This is a genomic window from Microvirga sp. 3-52, from assembly GCF_018383585.1.
In the GTDB taxonomy this organism is placed as follows: Bacteria; Pseudomonadota; Alphaproteobacteria; order Rhizobiales; family Beijerinckiaceae; genus Microvirga.
Map to the genome: position 1 here is coordinate 35,180 of NZ_JAHAMK010000019.1, position 15,910 is coordinate 51,089.

Genomic DNA, 15,910 nt, shown 5'->3' on the forward strand with positions numbered 1-15,910 from the left:
GGCCGATGCGGAGGCCTCCTCGAGGCCCTACCCCTCTGCCGCGCGCGCGGCCTCGGCTTCCGCACGCTTCTTCTCGACCATGCGGACGGAGAAGATGGATGCCTCGTAAAGAAGCAAGGTGGGGACCGCAAGGGCGAACTGGCTGATCACGTCCGGCGGAGTGAGAACCGCGGCGATCACGAAGACGATCACGACCGCATAGCGGCGCTTGTCCTTCAGGAACTGGGAGTCGATGATCCCGGCGCGGGCCAGCAGGGTCAGGATGACCGGCAGCTGGAAGCAGATGCCGAACGCGAAGATCAGCGTCATGATCAGCGACAGGTACTCGCTGACCTTGGGCAGGAACTCGATGGACGGGCTCGTGTCCGTCGCCAGCTGCTGCATGCCCACGGAGAAGCGCATGAGGAGCGGCATGGCGACGAAATACACGCAGGCTGCACCGATCACGAAGAGAACCGGGGTCGCCACCAGGTACGGCACGAAGGCCCGGCGTTCGTTCTTGTAGAGCCCCGGCGCCACGAACTTGTAGATCTGCATGGCGATGACCGGAAAGGCCAGGAAGCCGGCGCCGAAGGCCGCGACCTGGATCTGCGTGAACAGGTATTCCAGGCCGTGGGTATAGACGAGGTGCGCCTTCTCGGGCGAGCCGACGGCGAGGACGTAGGGCCACACCAGCGCGTTGTAGATATACTTCGCGCCGGCAAAGCAGACGAAGAACATCAGCACGAAGGCGACCAGCGCCTTGATCAGGCGCGAGCGCAATTCGGTCAGATGCTCGATCAGAGGCGCGCGCGATGCCTCGACCTCATCCTCTTCAACGGCGGTGGTCATCCGGCTTTCGCGTCCGATTTTTCTGAGAGTTGTTCGGCAAGGGCGGCCTGTTGGGCCTCGTATTCGGCCTCGCGCCGCAGGGATTCGGCGATCTCCTTCGCCGGGTCGACAATCGGCGGAGGCGGCAGGTCGATGAGCGGGTCGGCGGGATCCGGTGCCCGACCCTCCACGACGGCCTGGATCGAGGCATCGGAGGCGGCCTGGGCAGAGGATGGGTCGGAAGTCACATCGGAAGAAGTCGCTCCGTCGGAGGTCATCTGTGTGACGCCCTGCACGGCGCCCGGCTCAGGAATCGTCCCGGGAACCGGCGCGGGCGCCTCGATCGAGGTCTTCAGTTCGTCGCGGATCGTCTGGATCGGGTTGAAGCTGGTACTCGTCACCGACGAGACGGAGTCGTTCACGCCTTGAAGCTGCTTCTTGACCTCGTCCAGCTCGGCCTCGCGCATGGCCTCGTTGAACTGGCCCTGAAACTCCGCCGCCATGCGGCGGAGCTTTCCGGTCACCTGTCCGATCGTCCGCAGCGCCTTCGGCAGGTCCTTCGGGCCGATCACGATCAGCGCAACGGCGCCGATCACCATGATCTCACCCCAGCTCATGTCCAACATGACGTGGCCTCGAACCTGCCTCTTAGGTACTCACGCGTACTGAAACGCCACACGATGGCTGCGCACAAAAGCTTAGCCGACCTTGTGATCCGTGGTCACGGTTGTGGTCGTCGTACCGTTCTGATGGTCGATGGTCCGGACGGGCTCGGACGGCTGCACCGGCTTGGCCGGCGTCTCATCCTCGGACATGCCCTTCTTGAAGGCTTTGATGCCCTTTGCAACGTCGCCCATCATGTCGGAAATCTTGCCGCGTCCGAACAGAAGGACGACGATCAGACCCACGACGATCCAGTGCCAAATACTCGTGCCACCCATGGCAATTCCTCCTGCGCCCGAGAAGGCGCGGTTCTTCAATATGAACTCGTCGCCAACCTATGCGTCGGAGGCGGCGAAAACAAGGACATCCTTCGTATCGATCTCGATGCCCACATCCTGTCCCTCTGTCACGCCAGCGGGATCTTGAACGCGGGCCTGCAGGGGGCGGTCCACCCCCTGCACGTCAATGTGCACGAGATCGACCTCGCCGAGAAAGCGACGAGACACCACACGTCCCGGCAGGCAGAACCCTGCGGGCCTGAGCTTCAGTCCCTGCGGCCGCACGCAGACGATGGCCGGACCATCCCCCATTTGCGGCGCCGGAAAGACCCCCACGGGGCATGAGACCTGGCCGTTGCGAACCACGCCCTCAAGCTCGTTGAAATCGCAGAAGAAGCGGGCAGCGAACAGGTTCGCCGGGCGTCGATAGATCTCCTCGGCCTCGCCTTCCTGGATGACCGCGCCGGCACGCATGAGCACGATCCGGTCGGCAATCCGCATCGCCTCCTCCGGATCGTGCGTCACGACGATGGTCGTAGCGCCGTTTTCTCTCAGGATTGCGACGGTCTCGTCTCGGATGGCATCGCGCATGCGCCGGTCGAGATTCGAGAACGGCTCGTCCATGAGCAGGACGCCGGGGCGCGGCGCGATGGACCGGGCCAGGGCCACGCGCTGCTGCTCGCCCCCGGACAGGGTATGGGGGTATTCGTCGGCATAGTGCTCGAGCCCGACCCGGGACAGGGCCCGTCGCGCGGCGATCCCGGCCTCCGAGGCCGAGAGATCCTTGAGGCCGAACATGATGTTCTGCAGGATCGTCATGTGCGGGAACAGGGCGTAATCCTGGAACATCAGCCCGATGCCGCGCTTCTCCGGCTCCAGGAAGGCCCGCGGTCCGGTGACCTCCAGGCCGTCCAGCAGCACCCGGCCGGAGGTCGGAGCCTCGACGCCTGCGGCGACCCGCAGCAGGGTGGTCTTTCCGCAGCCGGAATGACCCAGCAGACAGATGATCTCCCCCGGCTCGATGGTGAGCGAGACGCCGTCGAGCGCCCGCTGGCTGCCATAGGCCTGGACGATGTTCTCGAAGGTGAGCTGGGCCGGGATCGAGGCGCCCGCCGTGCCGCGCTGGCCCCAGCGGGGCAGGCGAAACCGGTCGAGCGCAGACCCGGCGGGCTTTGCGATCATTCCTCGCCCGCTTCGGTCTGGTGCATGTCGAGAGGCTGGAGGAGATCGTCCTCGAGCGGGTCCTCGTCCTCGCGCAGGGCATCCGCATCCGAGGGAACCGGCACCGAGAAGTCCGAGGGCACGCGCCCTTCTATGAAGCCAGCTCCCTTGAGTTCCTCGAGACCGGGCAGGTCCTCGATGGCGTCGAGACCGAAATGCTCCAGGAAGCCGGCAGTCGTACCATAAGTGACCGGACGACCCGGCGCCTTCCTGCGCCCTCTCAGGCGGATCCAGCCGGTCTCAAGGAGGGTGTCGATGGTGCCCTTGGAGGTGGCGACGCCGCGGATCTCTTCGATCTCGGCGCGGGTCACCGGCTGATGATAGGCGATGATGGCGAGCGTCTCCATGGCCGCGCGGGAGAGCTTGCGCTGCTCGACCACGTCGCGGGCGAGCACGAAGGACAGGTCGCTCGCCGTGCGGAAGGTCCATTTTCCGGCCACCCGGACGAGGTTGACGCCCCGCAGCGCGTAGAGCTCGGTCAGGTCCTGGAGGATCTTCTCCACATCGGCGCCTTCCGGCAGGCGGCCGCTCAGCTCCTCGGCGCTCAAGGGTGCGGCGGCGGCAAACAGCAGCGCCTCGGCGATCCGCATGGCCTCGCCATGGTCGGGCCGATGATCGGCCCCTTGGCTGACCTCGGGAGCCTCCGCTTCCGGCGCATCGGCTGTATCGTCTTGCATGTCGGGCAGCATCTTAAACTCCTGCCTCGGCCGGGTCTGCGACGGGCTTGACCCAGACCGGGGCGAAGGCCTCGTCTTGCCGGACCGTGAGCTTGCCCTCGCGCACCATTTCCAGGGTGGCGGACAGGGCCGAGGCCAGAACGGTCGGGCGCATGGCAGGCTCGACCATGTATTCCACCAGATAGGTGTCGAGGGTCACCCAATCGCTCAGGTGGCCGACCAGGCGTTCCAGGGCCTCCCGCGCATCGACCAGGGACCAGACGTTCCGCTTGTGCAGGGACACCCGGGCGTTGAACTGGATCTGGCGCTGCTGCGCGTAGGCCTTGAGAAGATCGTAAAGGGTCGCCTCGTAACGGGAATCCCGGTTGATGATCACGGGCTCCGGCGCGGCGCGGGCGAAGACGTCGCGGCCGAGCCAGGCGCGCTCGCCCATCTTCCTGGCCGCCTCGCGGATCGCCTCCAGGCGGCGCAGGCGCAGGGCAAGGGCAGTCGCCAGTTCTTCGGCGCTCGGCTCCTCGCCCTTCGGCGGCTCGGGCAGCAGGAGGCGCGACTTGAGATAGGCGAGCCAGGCCGCCATCACGAGATAATCAGCCGCCAGCTCGAGGCGCATGCGCCGCGCCGCTTCGATGAAGGTGATGTACTGCTCGGCGAGAGCCAGGATCGAGATGCGGTGGAGGTCCACCTTCTGGCGGCGGGCGAGTTCCAGCAGAAGGTCGAGCGGTCCTTCGAACCCGTCCACGTCGACGAGCAGAGCGGGCTCGCTCTCGGCCCGCTCGGTGCGTTCGACATCCTCGAAGGGTAAGGGGTTTGCCATGGACCGTACTCAACTCACAGAGTTCGCAGCTTCATAAGCTTCAGGCGATTATCGCAAGAGCAGAATCGAGCCTGGCCCGGGCATCCACAGGATCCAAAGGCTCCGGATCATGGGCGATGCGGGCTAACGCAGCGTTAGCCCGGCGCAGGGATTCTCCGCTTAAGCTGGGGGCAGCCTCAGCCACGGCGCTCATTTCCTCCATGTTGCCGTTGCAATGAAGGGCCATGTCGCAGCCGGCCGAGAAAGCGGCTTCAGTCCGATCCCGGAAGGAGCCGGAGAGCGCATGCATGGACAGGTCGTCGGTCATCACAAGCCCGTCATATCCGATGTGGCCGCGGATGATCTCGTCCATGACGATGCGGGAGGTCGTCGCCGGCCGCTCCGGGTCGAGCGCCGTGTAGACCACGTGGGCGGTCATGGCGAGCGGCATGTCGGTGAGCATGCGGAAGGGTGCGAAATCGTGCCTCTCCAGCTCCTCACGAGAGGCCTCGACCACGGGAAGTGCCTTATGACTGTCGGCCCCAGCCCGGCCGTGGCCGGGCATGTGCTTGACCACCGGCAACACGCCGCCGGCCAGCAGCCCCTCGGCGGCGGCCCGTCCCAGAATGGCGACCTGGCTCGGCGTCTTGCCGTAGGCCCGATCCCCGATCACGTCGTGGGCGCCCGGCGACGGCACGTCGAGAACCGGCAGGCAATCGACCGTGATCCCGACGGAGCGGAGATCGTGGGCGATCAGCCGCGCTCCGAGGCGGGTGATCTCGCGCTGGACCAGCGGATCGTTGGCATGAAGGCGGCCGTAGGTGCTGCCGGAGGGGTATTTCGGCCAGTGCGGCGGTCCCAGGCGCTGAACCCGGCCGCCCTCCTGATCGATGAGGATCGGGGCATCGGCCCGTCCGACCGCATCCCTCAAGGAGGCGCAGAGCGCCCTCACCTGCTCCGGGCTTTCCACGTTTCGGCGGAACAGGATGAAGCCCCAGGGATCCGCCACCTTGAAGAAGGCGACCTCGTCGGGGGTGAGCTCGGTGCCGGAGCATCCAGCAATAAAGGCGCGGGTTTTCATACCCGCGCCTTTATGTCCCCTGCCGGGCAGGGTCAAGAAATCTCAACCGCTAAGCCGGCGTCAGTTCTTGGCAACGAAGCACTGCCCCCCCTGGCCCTGCAGCTTGGAGCAGAGGGAGGAGGCCTCCTCCTTGGACAGGGGTCCGACCCGGACGCGATAGATCGTATTGCCGTTCACCTCGGCCTTGCGGATGAGAGACGGCAGACCTTCGAGGTCAGAATACTTGCGCTGGAACGACGCGAAGGCCGTCTGCGCCGCGGCTTCCGAGTTCGCCAGGCCGAGCTGCACGGCGAAACCGCCGGTCGGCGTCGTCTCCGCTGCCGCCGGGGCAACCGGCTGGACCGAGGCGACCTGTTGCGGTGTAGGCGTGGACGTGGGAGTCGATGCGGCCGGGACCGGCTTCGGAGCGGGTGCGGCAGGGGCCGCCGCCGGCGTGCTCGCGGCCGGCTTGGGCTGGGCCGACGCGACCTGAACCGGAGCAGGCTGGGCCTGCGGCGGCAGGGTCATCGCCGCAGCCGAGGTCGCAGACTGAGCGGCCGGCGGTTCCGCTCCCGCCACGGTGCCGTCGGGACGGATCGTGACGGTGCGAACCTTCTTCGGTTCGCCGAGGTTCAGGCTGGCGGTCTGCTGAGGCCTGATCGCGCCGCTGGGAACGGTTCCGCCCGTCGCATCGGCCACGGCGCTGCCGCTCATGCGCACGGCCTGCTGCACGTCGACCGGCTGCTCTTCGCGGTTCACGACCTTGGTCGCGCCGCTCTGGTTGGCGCGCTCATAGATCTGCTTGTTCTGGTTCGGAATCTCGACGCCGCCCGGATTCTGCGGCTGCACCTTGGTCGGCTCGTTGCTGGCCTTCACGAGCGGCGGCTCGCTCCCGGTGATCGCCGCCGAACCCGAGGCGAGGTAAGCCCCGGCACCGCCAAGCACGACGGCGCCGACGACGGCCGCGATCGCGACTACCCCCTTGCGGGAACGACCCTTCTCGACCGGTGCATAGTCCTGGGACTGGTCGTAGTCCTGCTCGGCATAATGCCCAGCCTGATCGGCATAATAATCCTGAGCATAAGCCTCGTTGCCGTAGGCATCCTGGTCCTGGGGAGCATAGGCAGGCTCGGGGCTGCGGACGTGGCTCCGGGCATAGGAGCCATGATCGAAGGACGGGGCGGCGTGCCCCCCATGGGGAGAGCGTGCCAGCGTCTCTCGCGCGCCTTGCGGCATGGTGTCGCGGACGGCGAAAATGTCGTCGATGGAAGAGCTTTGCTGGCGCGGACGGGCGGAGCCGTCACTGGCCAAAATCGACTGAAATGGATCGTCTTGCCCCACGATCCGGGCCAATTCCGCGAGCGGATCGCTCCGCCCGGTGGAGGCCGGCTGGGATTGAGGGGTGCCCGCCTGGGCGAGTTGCCGCTCGATCTCGTTGAGATCGATGGCAAAACGGGGCTTCACTGATTCGCTCATGCGCCGGATCTCCAGTTACGCGACAGGAGCACCTGCTGCTCCGCCGGCACGACGTAACAGAACCCAACGCAATGTGGTCCTAAGCGGTTGATCCGCCTCAGGAAACACTATCGCATTTCGTCGGGTGCCGTGACGCCCAGGATTGCGAGACCAGATGCGAGCACACCCTTCAGGGCATGCACGAGAGCGAGTCTCGCCTGTGTTGAATCTTCATCAGTTAGATTAACAAAGCGTAATTGCGGCAAGTCTTTGCCCTTATTCCATAAACTATGGAAGGCGCTCGCCAGATCGTAAAGGTAAAATGCAACCCGGTGAGGCTCATGAGCTTCGGCCGCGGCCTCGATCGTCCTGGGGAACTGGGCGATGCGATGGATCAGGTCCATTTCCGCTTCGTCACGCAGGATCGAAAGATCAGCCTGCTCGAGCTGGGCTGCCGAGAAGTCGGCACTCGGGAACGCCTCGGCCGCCTGCCGGAACACGGAGGCACAGCGGGCATGGGCGTACTGGACGTAGAAGACCGGGTTGTCCTTGGACTGCTCCACCACCTTGGCGAGGTCGAAGTCCAGGGGCGCATCGTTCTTGCGGAAGATCATCATGAAGCGGGTGGCATCCCGGCCCACCTCATCCACCACCTCGCGCAGGGTCACGAAGTCGCCCGAGCGCTTCGACATCTTCACCGGCTCGCCGCCGCGCAGAAGCTTGACGAGCTGGCAGAGCTTCACGTCGAGCTCGGCTTTGTTGTCGGACACAGCCCTGACGGCGGCCTGCATGCGCTTCACGTAGCCGCCATGGTCGGCGCCGAGCACGTCGATCATCGACAGGAAGCCGCGCTCGTACTTGGAGCGGTGATAGGCGATGTCCGAGGCGAAATAGGTGTAGGACCCGTCCGACTTCATGAGTGGCCGGTCGACCTCGTCGCCATAGGCGGTGGCGCGGAAGAGAAGTTGCTCCCGGTCCTCCCAGTCCTCGTCCTTCTGACCCTTGGGAGGCGGAAGGCGGCCCATATAGACGAGATCGCGGGACTTCAGCTCCTCGATCATCTTGGCCACCTGATCGCCCCCCGCCCCCTTCTGGAGGGAGCGCTCGGAGAAGAACACGTCGTGGTGGATGTTGAGCGCGGCGAGGTCGGCCCGGATCATGTCCATCATGGCGTCGATGGAGGCCTCGCGCACGAGCGGCAGCCACTCGGTCTCCGGCTTGTCGAGCAGGCTCGGGCCGTACTCCTCGGCAAGACGCTCGCCGACCGGCTTCAGGTAGTCGCCTGGATAGAGCCCATCCGGAATGGCGCCGATGTCCTGGCCGAGGGCCTCCTTGTAGCGGAGATAGGCGGAGCGGGCCAGGACGTCGACCTGCGCACCCGCATCGTTGATGTAGTACTCCCGGGCGACCTTGTAGCCGGCGAAATCCAGAAGACCCGCGAGGGCATCGCCGAACACCGCGCCGCGGCAATGGCCCACGTGCATCGGGCCGGTCGGGTTGGCGGACACGTATTCCACGTTCACCGGAGAACCCGCCCCTTGCCCGCTCCGGCCGAAGCCGCTGCTGTCGACGACGGCGGCGCGCAAAACCTCGTGCAGGACCGCAGGTGCGAGCCGGATGTTGATGAAGCCCGGACCGGCGATCTCGACCTTGGTGACGCGCGGATCGTCCTGAAGGTCGGCGACGAGAAGCTCGGCCAGGGCGCGCGGGTTCATGCGCGCCTCCTTGGCCAGCACCATGGCGGCGTTGGTCGCGAGATCGCCATGGGAGGGATCGCGCGGCGGCTCGACCACGACGCGGCTGACGTCCAGCCCCGATGGAATCCTGGCCCCTTCGGCCAACCGGCCGAGCGCGTCCGCAACCCGCTTCTCAAACAGCCCGAAAATGTTCATGGTACTTTGTCTCTGAAGGGCCCTGGCCCTGAATTCTGTGGTGCGCTCGATCATCGGACCCGAAAGTGGAAGCCACTTTTGGGGCTCATCCGATGATCTCATCCTAAAATGAGCGCATCGGATGAGCGGAAAACCGAGGCCACTTTTCCGCACGATGCGCTAGCGCAGGTCCGGCGTTACGTCAAACAGGCGCCGGTGTTCGAGGATCGCGTATCGGTCCGTCATGCCGGCGATGTAGTCCGCCACGCGCCGGGCAAGGCGCGGCTCGTCGTCCCTCGGCAGATCCGCCTGCCATTCCTCGGGCATCAGGGTCGGCTCGGCCTTGAAGCGCCTGAACAGATCCCGCAGCACGTCGTCGGCCTGGGCGCGAACCCGCATCACGTCCGGGTGACGGTACATGCGGGCATAGAGAAAGCGCTTGATGGAGGCATCGGCCTCCTTCATGGCCTTCGAGAAGCACACCATGGTGTCGCCCGCCTGCCGGATGTCCTCGGCTTTCTGCGGAGCCAGGGCGGCCATCCTGCGCTCTCCCTCAGCCACCACGTCCTCGACGAAGCGTGTGATGACGCGCCGGGTCAGCTCATGGATGCGCCGGGAGAGGTCGAGGGTCGGGTATCGTGCGTCGATTTCCGCCAGAAGCTCTTCGAGAAACGGCACCTCGCGCAGTTCCTCGATCCGGAACAGCCCGGCTCGCAGTCCGTCGTCGATGTCGTGAGCATCGTAGGCAATATCGTCGGCGATCGCCGCGGCCTGTGCCTCGCCGCCGGCATGGGTGGCGAGTTCCAGGTCCTGCTGGGCGTTGTACTCGAGAATCGCCAGGGGCACGCCCCGCGCGGCATAGCGCAGGGTCGGCTGCCCGCTGGCATCGAGGAGCGGGCCGTTATGCTTGACCAGCCCCTCCAGGGTTTCCCAGGTGAGGTTCAGCCCGTCATATTCAGCGTAACGGCGCTCCAGGCGGGTCACAACCCGCAAGGCCTGGGCGTTATGGTCGAAGCCGCCGAACCCGGCCATGCATTCGTCGAGCGTATCCTCGCCGGTGTGGCCGAACGGGGTGTGGCCAAGGTCGTGGGAGAGCGCCAGCGCCTCGGCGAGATCCTCGTCGAGTCCGAGAGAGCGGGCGAGCGCCCGGGCGATCTGGCTCACCTCGATGGTGTGGGTCAGCCGGGTCCGGAAATGGTCGCCCTCGTGATAGACGAACACCTGCGTCTTGTGCTTGAGCCGCCGGAAGGCGGAGGAATGGATGATCCGGTCCCGGTCACGCTGGAACTCGCTGCGGGTGGGCGAGACCGCCTCAGGGAACAGCCGGCCGCGGCTGCCCCACGGATCGCTGGCATAAGGGGCTCGCCATCTCTCGCCAAAGGGCCGCACAATCATCCCCGGGTTGAAGCCTTGTCAGCGCGCACTTACCTTGCTCATAACATCTTATGCAAGAATTGCGTCCTCCCGAGGACTGGAAGTGCCCATGACCGGTATCACTCTGACTGACCGCGCCGCCCGCCGCATCAACGAGATCATGGCTGCGGAGCCTGCAGGCTCCCACCTGAGAATCAGCGTCAACGGAGGCGGCTGTTCGGGGTTCCAGTACGCTTTCGACGTGGACCGGACGCGGCAGGATGACGATCTTGTCATCGAGCGAGATGGCGCGACCGTCGTAGTGGACGAGGTGTCGATCCAATACATGGACGGCTCCGTCATCGACTTCGTGGACGATCTGATCGGCCAGTCGTTCAAGATCGAAAACCCCCATGCCACGGCCTCCTGCGGCTGCGGAACATCGTTCTCGTTGTAAAACCGTTACGTAACGTCCTATTCGATGCGCTAGCACTTTCATCCAGGGTTGGCCGGCGCTGGATTCGCCGGCTTGGGGGGATCATATGGGACTTCGTTACCGCGCAGGGGTCTGCGCACTCGCCTTGGTGGCCGGCTCCGCGGCTTTGCAGTTCGAGCCTGCGGTTGTCCGTGACCTCGTCATCGACAACGGCGGCCAGCGCATCACCGTCGAGGCGGTCAGGGCTTCGCTCTGGAGCGCGGCTTTCGCGCAATCAGCCGACAGCTTCAGCCTGGACAATGTGAGCTTCACCTTCGGGTCCACGACCTACGAGGCCAGGCGGATCGAGTTTTCCGGGGTCTCCTCGTCGCGGGCCGATATCGAAGCGCTGTTTTCCTCGACCTCCACGGAGCCGATGGAAAGCCGCCTGAAGCGCATCACCGTGAAGCAGGTCACGATCCCTGAAGTACGGGTGAAGCAGACCATCGGCAAGCAGACGCAGACCACCACCTATCGGAACGCCACCCTGGGCGATATTTCCCAGGGCCGGATCGCCTCGGCTCTGATCGAGACGAGCGCAACGGAAACGAGCGGCGCCAAGAGCAACGTGCTGATCAGCACCGGCCGCACGAGCATGAGCGAGCTCGATCTGCCCGCTCTCGCGCGTCTCTACGAGACGAAAGCCGACAGCGTCCCGGCTCCGTTCACCAGAGTCTACGGGGCCTTTGCCATCGACAACATGGAATTTGCCGACACCGAGACGGGCGTGACCTTCAAAATCGCGCAGGTCGGCGGCAAGGACTTCCAGGGACGCCCAACGAAGCATTCCTGGGCGGGAACCCTCGGAATCTTCACGGACATGGCCGACCGCACGGATCTGTCCTCCGGCGATCAGGCTCGGCTCCTCTCCGCCATCGCCGATTTCCTCGATGCGTTCCAGATCGGCTACATGGAAGCCTCTGGCATCGAAGCGACTGCAAAAGGCAAGGACGGCTCCGGTCTGACCCGGATCAGCCGAATTGCCTACACGGGCGGCACGGATGCTCGGCCCGCCGATCTGCGGTGGGAAGGTTTGGAGTTTTCCGGCAAGGACAATCGCGTCAGGATCGACGGATTCAGCCTGACGGGCTTCTCGTTCCGCCAGACGATCGATGGCTTGAGAACACTTCAGGGCAAGTCCTTCGACGACCTCGACCCGGCGGTCGTGCGGAGCCTCGTGCCGACCTTGGGCACGCTGCGCCTGTCGGGATTCTCCATTGACGGGACCAGTGACGACGAAGGCAAGAAGGTCAAGATCGAGGCAGGACTGAAGGGCTTCGAGCTGACCGCCGACAAACCTGTGAACGCCATTCCGACCAATATCCGGATCGGGCTGCAGAACCTGACGATGGCGCTGCCTTCAAACAGCACCGACGACGGCATCAAGGAACTGGTGGCTCTCGGCTACAAGAACATCGACGTATCCCTCCTGGCCGCCGCCACCTGGAACGAAGCCGCGAGCGAAATCGCTCTCGACGAGGTCTCGTTCCAGGGCCTCGACATGGGCAACATCGGTCTGACGGGTCGCATCGGCAATGTCGGCAAGGACCTCTTCAACGCCGATACGGCGATTGCGACCGTCGCGTTGGTGGGAGCCAGGGCGAAGGCACTCGACCTCACGGTCGAGAACAAGGGCCTGTTCGAGCGCTACATGGCCCAGGCCGCCAAGGAGCAGAAGACGACGCCGGAATCGCTGCGCCGCACCTATGCCGCGGCCGCCGCCTTCGTGGTGCCGGCGATGATCGGCAGTTCCGAGCAGGCCCGGACCTTAAGCCAGGCCATCGCCCGCTTCATCGCCAAGCCCGGGAAGCTCACGGTCAACGCGACGCCCAAGGATCCGTCCGGCTTCGGGATTGCGGAAGCGGTCGTGCTGCCCGAGCCCAAGGCGATTCTGGACAAGCTGAATATCAGCGCGAAGGCGGAGTGACGGCTGCCCGTTCGCGCAGCATCTCGAAGCCTACCGGCCGTTCCTCTCCGCCGTCATCACCGGCCTTGTGCCGGTGATCTCGTCTCGAAAGGTGCCGTGCTTTTTCAAAATCGGGATGGCCGGGACAAGCCCGGCCATGACGTGGGAACGGTGTGGCAGCCTGAGAAGGCCGCCGTGTCGCCGCCGCCCTTCAGATCAGCGTCGGCTGATCCTCTTCCGCCGCCTGCGCCTCCACGACCGCGATCGCCGTCAGGTTGACGATGCCGCGCGCCGTCACGGATGGGGTCAGGATATGGGCGGGCTTCGCCGGGCCGATCAGGATCGGGCCCACGGGCAGCGAATCCGCCAGGACCTTGGTGAACTGGAACGCGATGTTGGCGGCATCCAGGTTCGGCATGATCAGCACGTTCGCCTCGCCCTTCAGGCGCGAAGCGGGGTTCACCCGGTCGCGGATCATCTGGGACAGGGCCGCATCGGCCTGCATCTCACCGTCGACCTCGAGATCCGGCGCGCGCTCGTTGATGCAGGCGAGCGCCTCGCGCATCTTCAGCGACGAGCGGGTATCGGCGGCGCCGAAATCGGCATGGGACAGCAGAGCGATCTTGGGTTCCATGCCGAAGCGGCGCACGTGGCTGGCGCAGGCGATCGTCATGTCGGCGATCTCTTCCGCCGTCGGATCGACCTGCACGTGGGTATCGGCGAGGAAGTAGGCGCCCTTCGAGGTGATGACCAGCGACAGGGCCGCCATCTCGTGCACGCCGGGAGCAAGCCCGATGATGTCCTTGATGTGCTTGACGCGGGACTGGAAGCGCCCTTCCAGGCCGCAGATCAGCGCATCCGCATCCCCCCGCCTCACCGCGAGGGCGCCGATGACGGTGGAATTGGTGCGCACCAGGGTCTTGGCCGCATCCGGCGTGATGCCCTTGCGGCCTGCGGCCTCGACGTAGGTTGCGACGTAATCGCGGTAACGCGGATCGTCTTCCGGGTTCACCAGCTCGAAATGGCGTCCGATCTCCATGGACAGGCCGAAGCGCTTCATGCGCGCCTCCACCACGTTGGGACGCCCGATCAGGATCGGCTTGGCGATGCCTTCCTCGACGATGACCTGCACGGCGCGCAGCACGCGCTCGTCCTCGCCCTCGGCATAGATCACGCGCTTGGGATCGGCCTTCGCCTGCGAGAACAGCGGCTTCATGATGAAGCCGGAGCGGAACACGAAGCGGCCGAGCGATTCCGCATAGGCTTCGAGATCCGCCAGCGGCCGCGTCGCGACGCCGGAATCCATGGCGGCCTTCGCCACCGCGGGCGCAATGCGCAGAATGAGGCGCGGATCGAACGGGCTCGGGATCAGGGACTTGCGGCCGAAGGGATGGGCCTCGCCGCCATAGGCGCGCGCCACCACCTCGGACGGGGCTTCGCGGGCAAGGCCCGCGATGGCCTTCACGGCGGCCGCCTTCATCTCCTCGTTGATCGTCGTCGCGCCCACATCGAGCGCGCCGCGGAAGATGTAGGGGAAGCACAGGACGTTGTTGACCTGGTTCGGATAATCCGAGCGCCCGGTGCAGATCATCGCGTCGGGACGCGCGGCCTCCGCCTCCTCGGGCATGATCTCCGGATAGGGATTGGCGAGCGCCATGATCAGCGGGCGCGGCGCCATCTGGGCGAGCAGCTCGGGCTTGAGGACGCCGCCGGCCGAGAGGCCGAGGAACACGTCCGCGTTGGGGATCACGTCGGCGAGCGTGCGCGCCTCCGTGTCCTGCGCATAGACTGACTTCCAGCGGTCCATAAGCTCGTTGCGGCCCTCATGGACGACGCCCTTGATGTCCGTGACCCAGATGTTCTCGCGCTTGGCCCCGAGCGACACGAGGAGATTGAGGCAGGCGAGCGCCGCAGCGCCGGCGCCCGAGGTGACGACCTTCACGTCCTCGATGCGCTTGCCGGCAAGCTCCAGGGCGTTCATCACCGCGGCACCCACGATGATCGCGGTGCCGTGCTGATCGTCGTGGAAGACCGGGATGCCCATGCGGGCCTTCAGCCGCTCTTCGACCTCGAAGCATTCCGGGGCCTTGATGTCCTCGAGGTTGATGCCGCCGAAGGTGGGCTCGAGCGCGGCGATCACCTCGACCAGCTTGTCCACGTTGTTCTCGGCCACCTCGATGTCAAACACGTCGATGCCGGAGAACTTCTTGAACAGGACCGCCTTTCCCTCCATCACGGGCTTGGAGGCGAGCGGGCCGATATCCCCGAGACCGAGCACGGCCGTGCCGTTGGAAATCACGGCGACCAGGTTCTGGCGGGAGGTGAGATTGGCGGCCTGGGCCGGATCGGCGGCAATCGCCTCGCAGGGGGCGGCCACGCCGGGGGAATAGGCGAGCGCCAGGTCGCGCTGGTTGCCGAGGGGTTTGGTCGGCTGGATCTCGAGCTTTCCGGGGCGCGGATACTGATGGTAGAACATCGCTCCCGATTTCAGATCCTGCGAGATGTTGTCTCCCATCCCCGACGCTCCTTGCACTGACCAAACCGCTTCGGAGGCCCTTGTGCGCGCGCTGCCCCCCTGCCGTCAATGTTCTTCTCTGGTCAACGGAGCCGGACAATGAAGCTCCGGCACCGTCTGAAGAACTGGCGCAACCCGCACAACCAGACCCGCGTGCACCTGGCCCGCATGGCCGGGCGCCACGGCTACGAGATCGGCGAGTTCACCTACGGCAAGCCCAAGGTGCGCTTCCCCGAGTCGGGCCGGAAGCTGACCATCGGCCGCTACGGGTCCATCGCCGACAAGGTCGAGATCCTGCTCGGCGGCAACCATCGCACCGAATGGGGCACCACCTATCCCTTCTCGGCCTTCCGGGAGCTCTGGCCCGCGGCACCGAAGAGCGAGGATTACCACACCTCCCGCGGCGACGTGACGATCGGCCACGACGTCTGGCTCGGTTCCGGCGCCATCGTCATGTCGGGCGTGACCGTGGGGCATGGCGCGGTGGTGGCGGCCCATGCGGTCGTGACCAGGGACGTGCCGCCCTACGCCATCGTCGGCGGCAATCCGGCTAAGGTCATCCGCTACCGCTTCGACGAGGAGACCATCGCGGCGCTCCTGGATGCAAAATGGTGGGACCTGCCGCGGGAGAAGATCGCAACCCTCATCCCGCTCCTGCAGAGCGACCGGGTCCGGGAACTGGTCGCGGCCGTGAAGGTGCTGCGGACGCAGTGTTCGTGAGACCCATCGCTCACGTCATCACCGGCCTTGTGCCGGTGATCCCGACTGCAAAAGCGCTGAGCCTCACAGGATCGGGATGGCCGGCACAAGGCCGGCCATGACGCGGGAGGAGA

The 15,910-nt window shown here is 65.6% G+C and carries 14 protein-coding genes; 3 read left to right on the forward strand and 11 right to left on the reverse strand.

Going from position 1 to position 15,910, the window contains the following annotated elements; translation table 11 throughout:
* Positions 1–27: 27 nt before the first annotated feature.
* The 10 genes from tatC to KHP60_RS15395 form a co-directional block, all read right to left on the reverse strand.
* Positions 28–831 (reverse strand): twin-arginine translocase subunit TatC, encoded by an 804-nt coding sequence (gene tatC, locus KHP60_RS15350; RefSeq protein WP_213565201.1) that lies wholly within the window; start codon positions 829–831, stop codon positions 28–30.
* Positions 828–1,436 (reverse strand): Sec-independent protein translocase protein TatB, encoded by a 609-nt coding sequence (tatB, locus tag KHP60_RS15355; RefSeq protein ID WP_213565202.1) that lies wholly within the window; start codon positions 1,434–1,436, stop codon positions 828–830. Before tatB ends, tatC begins: the two co-directional genes overlap by 4 nt.
* 72 nt (positions 1,437–1,508) lie before the next feature.
* Positions 1,509–1,751, reverse strand: coding sequence for a twin-arginine translocase TatA/TatE family subunit (locus KHP60_RS15360; RefSeq protein ID WP_152709138.1), 243 nt, complete (start codon positions 1,749–1,751; stop codon positions 1,509–1,511).
* 57 nt (positions 1,752–1,808) lie between these two features.
* Positions 1,809–2,933: an ABC transporter ATP-binding protein gene (locus KHP60_RS15365; RefSeq protein ID WP_213565203.1), complete on the reverse strand. Its 1,125-nt coding sequence runs from the start codon at positions 2,931–2,933 to the stop codon at positions 1,809–1,811.
* Positions 2,930–3,649, reverse strand: a complete 720-nt coding sequence (gene scpB, locus KHP60_RS15370) for an SMC-Scp complex subunit ScpB (RefSeq protein WP_409366289.1) — start codon at positions 3,647–3,649, stop codon at positions 2,930–2,932. Before scpB ends, KHP60_RS15365 begins: the two co-directional genes overlap by 4 nt.
* A 13-nt stretch (positions 3,650–3,662) precedes the next feature.
* The gene (locus KHP60_RS15375; RefSeq protein ID WP_213565205.1) at positions 3,663–4,463 is read right to left on the reverse strand and encodes a ScpA family protein; all 801 of its coding nucleotides are present in this window, start codon (positions 4,461–4,463) and stop codon (positions 3,663–3,665) included.
* 40 nt (positions 4,464–4,503) lie between these two features.
* Positions 4,504–5,523 carry a beta-N-acetylhexosaminidase gene (gene nagZ / locus KHP60_RS15380; RefSeq protein WP_213565206.1) on the reverse strand — a complete coding sequence of 340 codons (1,020 nt, stop codon included), beginning with the start codon at positions 5,521–5,523 and terminating at the stop codon, positions 4,504–4,506.
* Positions 5,524–5,583: 60 nt separating this feature from the next.
* On the reverse strand, positions 5,584–6,978 hold the full coding sequence (locus tag KHP60_RS15385; protein ID WP_213565207.1) for an SPOR domain-containing protein: 1,395 nt from the start codon (positions 6,976–6,978) through the stop codon (positions 5,584–5,586).
* Positions 6,979–7,085: 107 nt separating this feature from the next.
* Positions 7,086–8,849, reverse strand: coding sequence for an arginine--tRNA ligase (gene argS / locus KHP60_RS15390; protein ID WP_213565208.1), 1,764 nt, complete (start codon positions 8,847–8,849; stop codon positions 7,086–7,088).
* Positions 8,850–9,008: 159 nt separating this feature from the next.
* Entirely contained in the window at positions 9,009–10,223 is a 1,215-nt protein-coding gene (locus KHP60_RS15395) for a deoxyguanosinetriphosphate triphosphohydrolase (RefSeq protein ID WP_213565209.1), read from the reverse strand.
* A gap of 88 nt (positions 10,224–10,311) precedes the next feature.
* Between KHP60_RS15395 and erpA the strand changes: the two genes are divergently transcribed.
* Positions 10,312–10,638 carry an iron-sulfur cluster insertion protein ErpA gene (erpA, locus tag KHP60_RS15400; protein ID WP_213565210.1) on the forward strand — a complete coding sequence of 109 codons (327 nt, stop codon included), beginning with the start codon at positions 10,312–10,314 and terminating at the stop codon, positions 10,636–10,638.
* Between the two features lie 85 nt (positions 10,639–10,723).
* Positions 10,724–12,583, forward strand: a complete 1,860-nt coding sequence (locus KHP60_RS15405; RefSeq protein WP_213565211.1) for a hypothetical protein — start codon at positions 10,724–10,726, stop codon at positions 12,581–12,583.
* 190 nt (positions 12,584–12,773) lie between these two features.
* On the opposite strand, the gene KHP60_RS15410 is transcribed toward KHP60_RS15405, so the two are convergent.
* Entirely contained in the window at positions 12,774–15,077 is a 2,304-nt protein-coding gene (locus KHP60_RS15410; RefSeq protein WP_213565212.1) for an NADP-dependent malic enzyme, read from the reverse strand.
* A 99-nt stretch (positions 15,078–15,176) separates the two neighbouring features.
* Between KHP60_RS15410 and KHP60_RS15415 the strand changes: the two genes are divergently transcribed.
* Positions 15,177–15,797 carry a CatB-related O-acetyltransferase gene (locus tag KHP60_RS15415; RefSeq protein WP_213565213.1) on the forward strand — a complete coding sequence of 207 codons (621 nt, stop codon included), beginning with the start codon at positions 15,177–15,179 and terminating at the stop codon, positions 15,795–15,797.
* Positions 15,798–15,910 lie beyond the last annotated feature (113 nt).

Bases quoted from the DNA above. Each gene is read 5' to 3' on its own strand.
- erpA (WP_213565210.1), top strand. From the start codon at position 10,312: ATGACCGGTATCACTCTGACTGACCGCGCCGCCCGCCGCATCAACGAG.
- tatB (WP_213565202.1), bottom strand. From the start codon at position 1,436: ATGTTGGACATGAGCTGGGGTGAGATCATGGTGATCGGCGCCGTTGCG.
- KHP60_RS15360 (WP_152709138.1), bottom strand. From the start codon at position 1,751: ATGGGTGGCACGAGTATTTGGCACTGGATCGTCGTGGGTCTGATCGTC.
- KHP60_RS15405 (WP_213565211.1), top strand. From the start codon at position 10,724: ATGGGACTTCGTTACCGCGCAGGGGTCTGCGCACTCGCCTTGGTGGCC.
- KHP60_RS15415 (WP_213565213.1), top strand. From the start codon at position 15,177: ATGAAGCTCCGGCACCGTCTGAAGAACTGGCGCAACCCGCACAACCAG.
- scpB (WP_409366289.1), bottom strand. From the start codon at position 3,649: ATGCAAGACGATACAGCCGATGCGCCGGAAGCGGAGGCTCCCGAGGTC.
- argS (WP_213565208.1), bottom strand. From the start codon at position 8,849: ATGAACATTTTCGGGCTGTTTGAGAAGCGGGTTGCGGACGCGCTCGGC.
- KHP60_RS15395 (WP_213565209.1), bottom strand. From the start codon at position 10,223: ATGATTGTGCGGCCCTTTGGCGAGAGATGGCGAGCCCCTTATGCCAGC.
- KHP60_RS15375 (WP_213565205.1), bottom strand. From the start codon at position 4,463: ATGGCAAACCCCTTACCCTTCGAGGATGTCGAACGCACCGAGCGGGCC.
- tatC (WP_213565201.1), bottom strand. From the start codon at position 831: ATGACCACCGCCGTTGAAGAGGATGAGGTCGAGGCATCGCGCGCGCCT.
- KHP60_RS15365 (WP_213565203.1), bottom strand. From the start codon at position 2,933: ATGATCGCAAAGCCCGCCGGGTCTGCGCTCGACCGGTTTCGCCTGCCC.
- nagZ (WP_213565206.1), bottom strand. From the start codon at position 5,523: ATGAAAACCCGCGCCTTTATTGCTGGATGCTCCGGCACCGAGCTCACC.
- KHP60_RS15385 (WP_213565207.1), bottom strand. From the start codon at position 6,978: ATGAGCGAATCAGTGAAGCCCCGTTTTGCCATCGATCTCAACGAGATC.
- KHP60_RS15410 (WP_213565212.1), bottom strand. From the start codon at position 15,077: ATGGGAGACAACATCTCGCAGGATCTGAAATCGGGAGCGATGTTCTAC.